The sequence below is a fragment of the Campylobacter sp. CFSAN093224 genome (assembly GCF_012897395.1).
Lineage (GTDB): Bacteria > Campylobacterota > Campylobacteria > Campylobacterales > Campylobacteraceae > Campylobacter_D > Campylobacter_D jejuni.
Window position 1 is genome coordinate 46,398 of sequence record NZ_CP040607.1, and the last position, 13,455, is coordinate 59,852.

Annotated in this window: 7 protein-coding genes and 1 pseudogene; 3 read left to right on the forward strand and 5 right to left on the reverse strand. The window is 30.3% G+C overall.

What is annotated here, in order from left to right; translation table 11 throughout:
* Positions 1–10 precede the first annotated feature (10 nt).
* Positions 11–3,750: pseudogene (locus FBF11_RS00180) on the forward strand (TaqI-like C-terminal specificity domain-containing protein).
* Positions 3,750–6,425 (forward strand): pentapeptide repeat-containing protein, encoded by a 2,676-nt coding sequence (locus FBF11_RS00185; protein WP_052802954.1) that lies wholly within the window; start codon positions 3,750–3,752, stop codon positions 6,423–6,425. The pseudogene FBF11_RS00180 and the gene FBF11_RS00185 overlap by 1 nt, the downstream one beginning before the upstream one ends.
* A 29-nt stretch (positions 6,426–6,454) precedes the next feature.
* Here the strand turns inward: FBF11_RS00185 and FBF11_RS00190 are convergent, their stop codons facing one another.
* On the reverse strand, positions 6,455–7,156 hold the full coding sequence (locus FBF11_RS00190) for an SIMPL domain-containing protein (RefSeq protein WP_002782323.1): 702 nt from the start codon (positions 7,154–7,156) through the stop codon (positions 6,455–6,457).
* Entirely contained in the window at positions 7,153–8,193 is a 1,041-nt protein-coding gene (locus tag FBF11_RS00195) for a multidrug effflux MFS transporter (protein WP_168977444.1), read from the reverse strand. Before FBF11_RS00195 ends, FBF11_RS00190 begins: the two co-directional genes overlap by 4 nt.
* A 102-nt stretch (positions 8,194–8,295) precedes the next feature.
* Here FBF11_RS00195 and FBF11_RS00200 point away from each other — a divergent pair, with 102 nt between their 5' ends.
* Positions 8,296–9,645, forward strand: a complete 1,350-nt coding sequence (locus FBF11_RS00200; protein ID WP_052794525.1) for a DUF2130 domain-containing protein — start codon at positions 8,296–8,298, stop codon at positions 9,643–9,645.
* 23 nt (positions 9,646–9,668) lie between these two features.
* On the opposite strand, the gene FBF11_RS00205 is transcribed toward FBF11_RS00200, so the two are convergent.
* From FBF11_RS00205 to typA, 3 genes are all read right to left on the reverse strand, one after another.
* Positions 9,669–10,712, reverse strand: a complete 1,044-nt coding sequence (locus tag FBF11_RS00205; protein ID WP_002860564.1) for a c-type cytochrome — start codon at positions 10,710–10,712, stop codon at positions 9,669–9,671.
* Positions 10,713–10,889: 177 nt separating this feature from the next.
* Positions 10,890–11,537, reverse strand: a complete 648-nt coding sequence (locus FBF11_RS00210) for a hypothetical protein (RefSeq protein ID WP_002866317.1) — start codon at positions 11,535–11,537, stop codon at positions 10,890–10,892.
* On the reverse strand, positions 11,537–13,345 hold the full coding sequence (gene typA / locus FBF11_RS00215) for a translational GTPase TypA (protein WP_002859745.1): 1,809 nt from the start codon (positions 13,343–13,345) through the stop codon (positions 11,537–11,539). Before typA ends, FBF11_RS00210 begins: the two co-directional genes overlap by 1 nt.
* Positions 13,346–13,455: the final 110 nt, after the last annotated feature.

The following is a 13,455-nucleotide window of genomic DNA, read 5'->3' on the forward strand; positions in this document are numbered from 1 at the left end:
AAGGTTAAAAATGCATTTCACTTTGCTAAATGAAAAAGATTTTTTCAACCCATACTACCGCAAAAAGCAAATCATGCAAAATGAATTTGATATATTTAACAAGGCTTTAATGCAATATCTAGAAAGACTTGAAAGTTCGCAAAGTGAAAATGAAGATTATCTTGTAGCTAATGCACTTAGTCCATTTTTAACCATGTTAAATTTCAAAACTCACATCAAAACCAAGCAAAAAGGCAAAAGTGAGATTGACTTATCCATCTCTAAAGATGAGTTTAGTAAAGACTTAGAAGTTCTTATTGAGGCTAAAAAGCCAAATTCAAAAGAATTTATCACTCATACAAAGGTAAATTCTAAAGCCTTACACGAGACTATTTTATATTATTTTAGAAATAGAGAGTATAGTTTTAGCTTAAAATTTATTATCATCACAGATTTTTATAAATTTTACATTTTTAAAATTAGTGAGTTTGAAGAGCTTTTTTATAAAAATCCAAGTTTTAAAAAACTTTTTGAAGAATTTTGTAATCCAAATTCACTTTTCAAAGGCAATACTGAAGAATTCTATAAAGAAGTAGCCAAACTCATAGAAAATTCCAAAGAAAACTTAAAAGGCTTTTTGATTGACTTGACGTTTTTAAAAGACAAACAAAAATCAAATTTTAAAAACCTAGCAAGTATTTATAAAACTTTTCATAGAGACTTTTTGCTAAGTGAGTTTAACCCCAACGATGCAAATTCACTCAACAACGCTTTTTACAAAGAGCTTTTATATATCTTAGGGCTTTGTGAGAGCAAACAAAACTCAAAACTCATCATCGCAAAAAGCGAAGAAAGCAAAGAAGAGCAAGGAACTTTCTACACCGCTATAAACTCTAAGCTTAAAGAAGAAAATTTTGAAACCATCTTAAAACTTTTGATCTTATGGCTTAATCGCATTTTGTTTTTAAAGCTTATAGAGTCAAATTTGGTGCGTTTTAATGATGATAAAAATTTGAAATTTTTAAATTTCAAAAAAATCCCTGATTTTGACAAGCTTAGCGAACTTTTCTTTGAAGTTTTAGCCAAAGAAAAAAGCACGAGAAAGAAAAGCGAATTTGCTTATCTACCTTATCTAAATTCTTCTTTGTTTGAAAAACAAAACATAGAAAACACGCTTGAAATTTCAAGCTTAAGCAATGATTTAAAGCTTTTTTACTATAAAAACACCGTGCTAAAAGATGATAAATGCAAGGCTAAAAAAGGACAAGTGGGGCTTTTAGAATACTTGTTTGAATTTTTGGATAGTTTTGATTTTGGTAGCGATGATGAGCAAAGCGAAATTTTAAGCCAAAAAGAACTCATAAGTTCAAGTGTTTTAGGAAATGTGTTTGAAAAACTCAATGGCTACAAAGAAGGAAGCTTTTACACGCCAAGCTTTATCACTTCTTATATGTGTAAAGAAAGCATCACAAAAGTTGTGCTTGATAAATTCAACGCTCAATTTGATCTTGATGTTAAAGATATAAGCGAGTTAAGAAGATCTTTAAGAAAAGAAGATAAAAAAGCACAAAAAGAGCTTTTAAACTCTATAAAAATTTGCGATCCTGCGGTGGGAAGCGGGCATTTTTTGGTTTCTGCTTTAAATGTTATGTTAAGCATTTATGATGAGCTAAATCTTTTTGATGAAGAATTTTATCTAGAAGTGCAAAACGATGAAATTCTCATCACGGGTAGAAAAGGCGAGTTTATAGAGTATAAACGCCCAAGCACGCCTAAAGATAAAACCCATCTTATCCAACAAGAACTTTTTCACACTAAAAAAGACATCATAGAAAACAACCTTTTTGGAGTCGATATCAACCCTAACTCATGCGAGATCACCAAGCTAAGGCTTTGGATAGAGCTTTTAAAACACAGTTTTTATCAAAGCTTTGATGATGAAAATTATCACGATCTTAAAACATTGCCAAACATCGATATAAACATAAAATGCGGAAATTCTTTGGTATCTTACTTTGAAACAGGCAAAAGCCTAAACCACTATCCTAACATCAAAGAACGTATGGGCAAATACAAACGCATAGTAAAAGACTATAAAGAAGGCTTTTACACAGATAAAAGCCACATCAACCAAGAGATAAAAAATCTCAAAATTTCTTTTAAAAATTTCTGCTTTGCAGATAAATTTAAAAAAGAAATGAAAAGCTTTAATGATAAATGTGAAAAATACTCTAAAAAATACGGAAATTTCTTAGCCGTAGATGATGAAAATTTGAAATTCTTTGTTAGTGCGAATTTGACTCTTTTTGACTTTGATGAAAAAGAAGCCACAAAAGAATTTGCAAATCTTAAAAAAGAATACGACAATATCTTCAACCTAGAAAGCAATCATCCTTTTGAATGGCGTTTTGAATTCCCTGAAATTTTGGACGATGATGGAAATTTCAAAGGCTTTGATCTCATCATCGGCAATCCACCTTATATAAGACAAGAAGAGCTTAAAGAACTCAAGCCCCATTTAGCTAAAAATTATAAGGTTTATAAAGGCACGAGCGATATTTATACTTATTTTTATGAACTAGGATTTAATGTTTTAAAAGATAGGGGGGGGGTATTGAGCTATATCACTTCTAATAAATACACGCGTGCAGGATATGGGGAAGCTTTGCGTGAATTTTTGCTTAAAAATGTTAAGTTTTTAGAATACACTGATTTAAACGGCATAAAAGTTTTTGATAGTGCTACAGTGGATACTTCCATACTTTGTTTTGAAAAATCAAAAAGCAAAGATAATAAATTCAAATACCTTGCCCTAAGCAATGAAATTTTAAAAACTTGTGCTTATAACATCGGCTTATATAAGGACTTTGCAGAATTTTCGCAAAATTCTTTAAGCAAAGAAAGCTTCACTTTTAGCGATGAGAATACTAGTGCCTTAAAGGCTAAGATAGAACGCATAGGAACTCCGCTTAAAGAAAATGGTATGGGCTTAATATATATCGTGGAATTTTAACAGGCTATAATGAAGCCTTTATCATCACCACTGAAAAAAGAAATGAAATTTTAGCAAATTGCAAAGATGAAGCCGAAAAAGAACGCACCGCTAAACTCATACGCAAAATGCTACGCGGACGTGATATAAAAAGATATAGTTATGAATGGGCAGGACTTTGGGTGATAGGAACTTTTCCAAGTTTAAAAATCGATATAGAACAATATCCTGCTTTAAAGCAATATTTATCTCAATTTTTACCACGCATAGAACAAAGCGGAGAAAAAGGTTGCAGAAAGAAAACTAGCAATAAATGGTTTGAAACTCAAGACAATATCGCTTATTATGAAGAATTTGAAAAAGAAAAGATAGTGTATCCTGAAACAACTCAAGGAGCATATTTTGTCTATGATAATAAAGGAATTTTTTTAGAAAAAACAGCTTTTTTTATAGTCTGTGAAAATTTAAAATATTTACTAGGATTATTATCATCAAATTTAATTACATATTATTATAAGAATTTTTCTCAAGGTTGCAAATTAGGGACAAAAGGTTATCAATATAACAAACACGCTCTAGAAAATTTACCTATACCAAAAATAAATTCTAAAAATCAAAACATAGTCGATGAGCTTATAAATTTAGTCGATGAAATTTTAAAAGCCAAAGAACAAGACAAAAACGCAAACACCCAAGAACTAGAAAACAAAATCAATTCTTTGGTTTATAAACTTTACAATCTCACCGAAGAAGAAATAAAAATCATAGAAGGGAAATAATGGAAAGAAATATACATAATATCGAACTAGAAATACCAAATAGCGGTATTTTTATAATGGGTTTAGAAAATGAAAATTTAATTATTTCTTTAGATTTAGCTAAGTTTGAATGTAAGAAAAAATTAAATGCTGGAGAATTAGCTAAACCATTGCACCCATATATCATTTATGAAGTTTTAGAAAAAAATAATAAAAACAATTTTAATGATGTAAAAATTATAGATAAAATAGAAGATGAAAATAATATTATCTATTATTTTAATTTCAGATTGATATTAAAAGAAAATGAAGACAATAAAAACAAAGAAGCGCTAAAGACGCTCTCATTTATGCAAAATTTTATTCCTGCTTATTTTTTTTCTTATCAAATTATAGGAGATTCCAAAGCTATTCCTAAAAATGTTCTTGAGTATTTAAAAAATAGATATGGTTATGAAGGGAAAAATTATAAAAGTATTTTTAAGAAAGAAGTTTATATAAATTGTAATTGCTTTGAAAGATTAAATTTTTCTCATTGCGAATTTGAATCCAAAGTATCTTTGCGTTTTTTAAAAGATAATAAATATAAAGAATTTCACAATGGAGTTGATTTTTCAAATTGTATCTTTAAAAATGAAGTTGATTTCAGTTATTTTGCATCAGGCACACCATTGCCTGATAATAAATACTATAATAATGCGCAAAATACATTATTTAAAGATTGTATTTTTGAGAATAAGGTTGATTTCCATAATTCTAAAATTACCAATAATATTTATTTTAACAATGCTCACTTTAAAGATTATGTTGATTTTCACGAGTGTGAATTTGAAAAAACAGCTAGTTTTTATGGGGTGAGATTTGAAAAAGTTCCAAATTTCAGTGCTTGTTATTTTAAGGAACCAAAAGCTGTAAATTTAACAAATGTAAATATAGACAAATTAGATTTTAAATCATTAGAACAATATATAGAAGATAATTATAAAGATGAAAGTTACAAAAACGAAACCAAAGGAATACAAGATGAAAAAGAGATTTTTAAAATTCAAAACGAACACCAATTAAGATATGCCAAAAATTTAAAAGACTCTTTCAGGGTTATAAAAGATGTTTTAATTACTCAAAACAATAAATTAGAAGTTCAAGAATGGCATAAATTAGAACTTTATGCGAAAGAGAAAGAATTGGAAATTCAATTAAGTAAAAATAAAAATGACAATTTAAAAAAAGAATCTAAAAATCAAGTATATAATCCTAAGGATTATGAAAAATTTAATTATTCAAAAATTATACCTCTTATAATATTTTTATTAAAAATAATTGGACATTTATCTGTAAATATATTAATATTTGTTGAGTTAGTTTTGGTCGCTCCATTTTTTACAATAATGTTTTATTGTGTTTATGTTGTATTTTTTATATATAAAATTTTGACATTTATTCTAAAACCATTTTATCCTTTAGATATAAATAAATTTATAATCTTTTGGAGGATAAAATTTAATAAAATTAAAAGAAAATTAATAGTTTCCGGAAGAAAGATGCTAGATTTTACTTTGTGGTCTGATTGTGTTTTGTTACAAGTTTATAGGAATACTAGCAATCACCATACAAATTTCTTAAAAATTTTAAATTTTACAATTTTAATGATTTCATTGTATGCTTTTATGGGTTTTGTATTTTCAAAAACCATAAATTTTATATTATCCCTTAATTCAGTATCGATAATTATAGCAAGCTATATTATTTTGCTTGTATTTGCTTTAATGCTTGTTAATGTTAAAAAACAATTGTATCAATATGCCGTTATTTTGATTTTTATGCTTTGTGGTGCTTTTACAATATCTATGATATTGTTTTTATCATCAGAGTATATTTCAATTTTTTGCTTTTTGATTTATTTTTTAGGCGTATTGATTTTTTATCTTTTTTTTATTTGTAAAATTAAATTATTTATTTTTCTTGTGAGATTTTTTGCTTATATGATTTTTATTGCAACGATTATAACAAAACCACAATTTATAAATCCTTTTACAGGTGTATTTTCATCAGATAAGCTTTATGAAAGTCAATTTGAAAAAAGTTTAAATGATTTAAATGCGAGTGCTATTGTAAATCTAGCAAGCATATTGCAAAATGATTTTAATCTCCATTTAAAAGATCAAAATATTTCTTTTACAGAGTTAAATTCAGCTAAAGCTTTGATAATAGCAAATAAAGAAAAATTAAAAGAAATTTTATCTAAAGTGTATAATGATAAATATGTAAGTGATTATAAAAAGGTTTTAAATGAGCTAGAAAATAACACATCAAATGTAAAAAATATCATAGAAGAGATAGACAATAAAAACAACAATAGCGTTGTATCTGCTCAACTTAATAAATTTTTAAAATTAAATTTTAGTCAAGAAATAGATATTTTATATGCGATAAAAAGTAATTTTTCTATATCTGAAAAACTATCACCTGAGCAAATGGCTCTTTTTGATCAAAAAGACAGTCAAGATAAATTAAAAAGTGTCTTGGCTCTTTTGAAATTTAAATCAAGTTTTGAAGGGATTTTAAAGATTATAAATCAAGACGAGATTACAGAAAACACCATAAAATCCACTGGTGTTTTATATGGCATTATACTTTTGCTTTGTATATTTTCACTCCAAAAAACCGCACGAAAAAATTCCATAGTGCCAAGCTAAGCCTTAAAGCTTAGCTTGAAATTTCATCATCAGTCTTTTAAGTAGTATTCTATAGTAGAAACCACTCTTATAGTTTTGATGTAAGGGGTGTTTTTATCCCTGTTGCTGATGCTAAATTGTCCTTGAGAAGCCTTTTTTATCTTGCCTAGATGGCTGTTTGAATCTTGTGCGAATTTTATCGCTGCATTTCTAGCATTGAGCGTTGCTTCTTCTATCATTTGAGGTTTTATCTCATTTAGCTTGGTGTAAAGGTATTCTATGTCATAATCATCGATTTTTGTTACTATGCCAAATTTTGCAAGACTTGAAATGTTTTCTAGTATGCTTTTTCCAAGTTTTACGTTTTGCGTATAGATGAGTAAATTCGCAGTGCCTATGTATCGGTATGCAGCTTGAGTGTCGTTGCTATAAGGATCACTTAAACGATCTATGATGTTTGGCGAGTTGTAGTTGATCTCATCTTCTTTTACGCCTTGTTCTTTTAAAAATTTGATGATATTTTCTTTATCTTGTTCTAGTTCTTCGTATAAATTTGTAAGATTGTTATTTGATCTTGTGAATTTTATAGGAAGTATCAAAGTATCCGCTTCGACTTCTTTTTGACTTAAACCCTTTACGCTTACACTTCTTTCAAGTGTTTTAAAATCGCTTAAAGCCTTGTTAAATCCAAAAGCTAGAATCAAACTTGCTAAAACTATGGCTAAAGCCATAAAGATATTATTTGTTTTCATTTTTTCTCCTTTATTTTGATTAGAAAATATATCATATTTGCAACCAATACGCAAGCACACATTACAAAAGCAAGGATTATCGGTGTATTTGCGTTAATAGCTCCAACCACAAAAGAAATAAGCCCTGCAAAACCAAATTGCACCGTTCCAAGCACCGCAGAAGCAGTTCCGCTATGTTCTTTAAACCTTGCCATAGCCAAAGTCGTGGTATTGGGTGCGATGAAACCAAGCATAGCGATACTTGTAAAAATACTAAGCTCAAAAAGCAAGGCAAATTTTTGCTCACTTAAGCTAAAAAACTGCGTAAAAACAAAGCTTGATCCTGTGATATAAGCAAACATTGCCGCCAAAGCAAAAGAAGCACATAGTATATAAACCAAAAAGCGTTTATCGCTTAAAACAAATTTGTAGCTTTTCATCGCTTCATGATGGGAAAATTTTTTGTTTTTAAGATGAGGTGCGGACTCTTTTAAACCAAAAAGTATCATCAAAAAAAGTAAAATTCCTAAAGCAAACAAAGTCGCAAAAATACTATGCCATGAAAAATACTCTAGCAAAATTCCCCCAAAAGTTGGCGAAAGCATAGGAGCAAGAGAACTAAAAACCATCATCAAAGCAAAAATCCCTGCAGCTTCTTTGATCTCAAACAAGTCATTGACAATAGCCCTTGCGATAACCACACCTGCACAACCCCCAAGTGCTTCAAAAAATCTCAAAGCGATAAAAGCATAAATATCATCGATAATCACACAAAACAAACTCGAAACGATGAAGAAAAATATCCCCACCAAAGCTGGAATTTTACGCCCAAAAATATCACTTAAAGGCCCATATATAAGCTGTCCTAAAGCAAAAGCGATAAAAAAACTTGCGATACTAAGTTGGGTTAAAAAAGAATTAGTTTGAAAACTTTGTTCCACATGAGAAAGTGCAGGCAAATACATATCTGTAGAAAGTGGTGCTATGCTTGACATCAAAGCAAGGATAACGATGAGTTTAAATTTAGCAAAGCCGTGAATTTTGGTGTGTTTTTGCATTTGTAATCCTAATTATTTTAAAAGAATGATTTTAACGAGTCAATCTTAGAATAATCTTTGTTTTTCTATGTTAAATTTAGGGAAAAATTCTAAGGAAATTTTATGCAAAATTTAAACCAAAATGAACAAATCAAATGCCCAAGTTGTGGAAGTTTTATCGATATTAGCACTGCTTTATATGTTCAAATTTTAGATAAAGCCAAGCAAGAAATGCTAAAACAAAAAAAAGAATTTGATGATGAGGTAAATGCTAAAAGAGCTGAATATACCAAAGCTTTAAATGATTTAAAAACTCAAAAGATAGAACAAGAAAAACTCATAAACGAGCAAGTAAGCCAAAAGCTTCTTTTAGAAAAGCAAAAATTTGAACAAGAACTTCTCACACAAAAGCAAAATTTCCAAAAAGAATTCAGCGAGAAATTTAACAAAGAGCATGAAAATGAAATGAAAATCATGCAAGAAGAACTCGAGAAAAAAAGCAAAGAACTTAGCGAGTTTTTAAGCATAAAGGCTGAAAATGAAAGGCTAAAAAGAGAGCAAAAAGAAAATGAAGAAAGATTGAAATTTCAAGCCAAAGAAGAGGCTTTTAAAGAATTTAAAGAACAAGAAAGCAAAAATTTGGAATTTGAAAGAGAAAAAATGCGTCTTGAATTTCAAAAAAGCACTCAAGAGCAAGATCTTAAATACAAAGAACTAGAAACGAATTTTAAAAGTGTAGCCCAAAAGTTAGAAGACGCACAACGCAGGATAGAGCAAGGCTCACAGCAACTCCAAGGCGAAGCAGCCGAACTACTCATAGAAGAATACATACAAAGTGAGTATTTAAGCGATGAAGTAAAAGAAGTGCCAAAAGGCGTAAATGGAGCTGATTGTCTGCATATAGTAAAGGATAATTTTGGAAATATTTGTGGAAGTATTTTGTATGAGAGCAAACGCACTAAAGAATTTAATAAAGAATGGCTTGATAAACTTAAACTAGACAGTATAGCCGCAAAAAGTGATATAGCAGTTTTGATCACAAAAACTATGCCAAAAGATAAAGAAAAAACGCATTTTAAAGAAGGAATTTTGATTTGTACTTTTAATGAATTCAAAGGTGTTTTAGCAGTGCTTAGAGAAAGCATTATAAACGCTTATAAACTCAAAAATGCCCTGCAAAACAAAGATGAAAAAAATCACATTTTATACGAATACTTAAATTCTAAGGAATTTAACACGCAAATCACTTTTATACTCAAAACTTACCAAAATATGAAAGAAGAGTTAGAAGCTGAAAAAAGGGCTTTGCAAAATATATGGAAAAAAAGAGAAAGAGCTATAGAAAATCTAAGTTTTAATTCCGCTGCCATAGTGAGTTCTTTAAATGCGATATTTAGCGACTTACAAGGTGGAAATTTGATAGGCGAAGAAGGGATTAAAAGTCTTGAAAATTTAGCCAAAGATGAGGATTAATTTTGGGCTAAGCCCAAAATTAATCATTCTCCTGGGAAGTGATTTGGATTTTTCCAAGGTCCGTATTTTACTTTTATGTATTCTTTAGGGTCTAAATTTTGTTGTGGTGAAGCAAAATACTCAGGTTTTAATGATGGGGATTTGCTATAAGCTGTATCAAGTCCTGCACGATTTTCTGTAGTGGTTATAGGCATTCTTACAAAACCTGTATTGACATAAGCTGCTATATCCAGTGCATCTTCATCGCTTAATATAGGATTATCTGCACTCGCACCAAAAGGCATGGCTGATTTTAAAAATCTTGCTAAAAATGGTATCATAGCCATGTGTCCACCATCAGGATAGATAAGTAAAGATGGATATAAATGTCCGCTACCTTGTTCGTAATTATCATTTTTTACCCCAAGTCCTCTTTCGCCATGGCAAGCAACGCAATTTTCTTCAAAGAGTTTTTTTCCACGCACAGGGTCAGCTGGGCGATTTGGAAAATTCATCTTAGCAAAAAAATCTCCTTCAAGCTTTACGCCGTCTTTGATACCATAAGCTTCTTTTAGCCATTTAAAATAAGCTAAAATTGCTTTCATTTCTTTAGAATCATTAGGAAATCTATGAGAGTCAGTTCCGCCCATTCCGCGAATTCTATCTTCAACAGAGATGATTTTCATCGTTTCTATGTCAAGTCTTGGATAATTGTTTAGGATATTTAAAAATGGAATAACATATTTTTTTGTCCCTGGCAAACCATTGCCGTCATTGTCCATGTGACAGGAAATACAATTTACTTCGTTGCTTGTCTTTTTTAGCTTGCTATAGGGTCCTAGAGTACTTTCTGTCTTGCTTAAAAGCTCTATGCCATAACGGATTAAATCCCCTTGCTTGCCTTTTGGAACATCATTGATGCTTAAATTTTTATTTGGCCATTCTTGCACAGGTCTTTTGGAAAGCTCCTTAAAATACTCTACTCCTTCCTTGTCGCTTAATTCTTCTCCTACTTTGTAATCACTCACGCTTTTAGCACTAAGACTCAAACTAAGACATAAGCCAAGCAATAAAATGTGTTTTTTCATGATTTTCCTCCTTTTTATTTGCAGTTCAAATTGATTTTAATGTATTTTTTCTTAAATATTAAGCATAATAAGAATAATTTAAATAAAATTAAATTTTAAAGTGTTACTAAAAGTAATATATATTTAAAGTATATAATTAATATTTATTAAAATTTTATGATATTAACTTTATATTAATTATTTAAATAATTTATTTTTTATAGAATTTAGATTTTCTTCTAAATCTTTGAAATTGCTTTCTAAATCTTTTTTTATATCTATAAAGAAAGGATTGCTTAAAGTAGCAATAAGATAATGATTTTCTTTAGAAAAAACATGATTTAAAGTGAAATTTTTATCTTGAAGTTTGATATAAATTTGCTCTTCATTTTCAAAGCTAGGATTTTTGTTTGCACTTAAAATTTCGAGCAAAATTCCGCAAAAAAAGCGTTTATTTTCGTCCAAAAACTGAATATCATAAATTTTAAAATCCTTAAATTCAAAGCAGTTTTGACTTTTAAATTCTTTCAAATCCTTTGTAAGTCCTAATTTTAAAAAGTCTTTTTGGCTTAAACTTTGCTTTTTAAATTTTGCCCCAAAACGACGTAAAAATAAATTTAAAGCATTAATTTGTAATTCTTTTTGTGCGAGTTTTAGTTTTTTGGCTGTAAAACGAAAGAAAAAAACACCTACAAAAACAGCTAAAATTACTGCGATTAAGGCATCTCTTATAAAAACAAAGGCTAAAAAACCTACAAGTAAGGCTTCGATAATGCTTAGGAATTTTAAGATTCCTAAGCGTTTAAGTATATAAAGTCTATTATTTTCTAAGCTTTTTAAATCCATTAAGATTTTGCTTTTTCCATTCTTTTTCTTTGAGTTGGGTCAAGATAGCGTTTGCGAACACGCACATTTACAGGTGTAACTTCTACAAGTTCATCTTCTTCTATCCACTCTAAAGCTCTTTCAAGACTTAATTTTCTAGGTGGCACAAGTTTGATTGCATCATCGCTTCCACTTGCTCTTACATTGGTAAGATTCTTTCCTTTGATAGGATTAACATCTAAATCATTTGGACGAGAGTGCTCACCTATAATCATACCGGTATAAACTTTAGTTTGAGGCTCTATGAAAAGTACTCCACGCTCTTGAAGGTTAAACAAAGAATACCCTAAAGCCACGCCATTTTCCATAGAAATTAACGCTCCATTATTACGCTTTTCAACCGCACCGCTAAAAGGACGGAATTCTAAAAAGCTATGATTCATCACGCCTTCGCCTTTGGTATCAGTTAAAAACTGACTTCTAAAACCTATAAGTCCGCGTGCTGGAATTTCAAACTCAAGTCTTGTTTGTCCATCGCCTGTTGGCGCCATGGTTTTCATTTCAGCTTTTCTTTTGCCAAGTTTTTCTATTACCGCACCGCTAAATTCTTCAGGCACATCGATAACTAAATGTTCAAAAGGTTCTGTTTTAACTCCATCTTCAACTTTTACGATAACTTCAGGTCTTCCCATGCAAAACTCAAAACCTTCACGACGCATATTTTCAGCTAAAATAGTGATTTGAAGTTCGCCCCTACCGCTTACTTTAAATTTACCTTCGCCTGTGCTTTCGTATTTCATAGCAATATTAGTTTTCATTTCAGCTTCTAAACGTTCAGCGATTTTATTTGAAGTTACATGTTTTCCTTCAGTTCCTGCTAATGGTCCATCATTTACAGAAAATACTATGCTTAAAGTCGGCTCTTCAATGTGTAAAGGATCAAGTGGCATAGGATTGTTTGGATCTACAACGCTATCACCCACATCTAAAGCTTCAAAACCTGCTATAGCTACGATATCTCCACTTCCTGCTTCTTCGATGTCCATTTTTTCTAAGCCCATAAAGCCAATGAGTTTTGAAATTCTACCATTTACCTTGGTACCATCAGCTTTTGCAAGCATTACGCTTTGGTTTTTCTTCACAACCCCATTGAAAATTCTAGCAATGCCTATTTTACCTACGAAATTATCATACCCCAAAGTGAAAACTTGAAGCTGCAAAGGATTTTCATCACTACCACTTGGAGCTGGAACGCGTTCAAGTATGGTTTTAAAAAGTGGCTCCATATTATCACTTTCATCGTTTAGATCAAGCTTAGCATAACCATTTTTTGCTGCAGCATAAACTATAGCAAAGTCAAGTTGCTCATCGTTTGCATCTAGGGCTACAAAAAGATCAAAAATTTCATTGATCACTCTTTCAGGATCAGCAGCTGGTTTGTCTATTTTGTTGATTACAACTATAGGTTTAAGCCCTAAAGATAAAGCTTTTTTAACCACGAATTTAGTTTGTGGCATAACGCCTTCTTGAGCATCTACTAAAAGCAAAACTCCATCAATCATTTTTAAAACACGTTCTACTTCTCCGCCAAAATCAGCATGCCCTGGAGTATCTATGATGTTGATTTTTGTACCTTTGTAATTGATCGCTGTGTTTTTTGAAAGTATGGTAATACCGCGTTCTTTTTCTATATCGTTGCTATCCATAACGCGTTCCGAAATTTGTTCTCTTTCGCTAAAGGTGCCTGATTGTTTTAACAATTCATCTACCATAGTGGTTTTACCATGGTCAACGTGAGCTATAACTGCTATATTTCTAATGTTTTCCAAATTTTCTTCTCCAAAGCTAAATTTTTAAAAGCTTAAATTATACAAAAATTTAACTTAAACTACAAAGTATCAAAACTTGGAACACTTCTTGCTTTAAAAACTTATGAAAT

What these genes read in the sequence shown, in the direction of transcription:
- FBF11_RS00185 (WP_052802954.1), top strand. Translation starts at nt 3,750, where the DNA reads ATGGAAAGAAATATACATAATATCGAACTAGAAATACCAAATAGCGGT.
- FBF11_RS00190 (WP_002782323.1), bottom strand. Translation starts at nt 7,156, where the DNA reads ATGAAAACAAATAATATCTTTATGGCTTTAGCCATAGTTTTAGCAAGT.
- FBF11_RS00195 (WP_168977444.1), bottom strand. Translation starts at nt 8,193, where the DNA reads ATGCAAAAACACACCAAAATTCACGGCTTTGCTAAATTTAAACTCATC.
- FBF11_RS00200 (WP_052794525.1), top strand. Translation starts at nt 8,296, where the DNA reads ATGCAAAATTTAAACCAAAATGAACAAATCAAATGCCCAAGTTGTGGA.
- FBF11_RS00205 (WP_002860564.1), bottom strand. Translation starts at nt 10,712, where the DNA reads ATGAAAAAACACATTTTATTGCTTGGCTTATGTCTTAGTTTGAGTCTT.
- FBF11_RS00210 (WP_002866317.1), bottom strand. Translation starts at nt 11,537, where the DNA reads ATGGATTTAAAAAGCTTAGAAAATAATAGACTTTATATACTTAAACGC.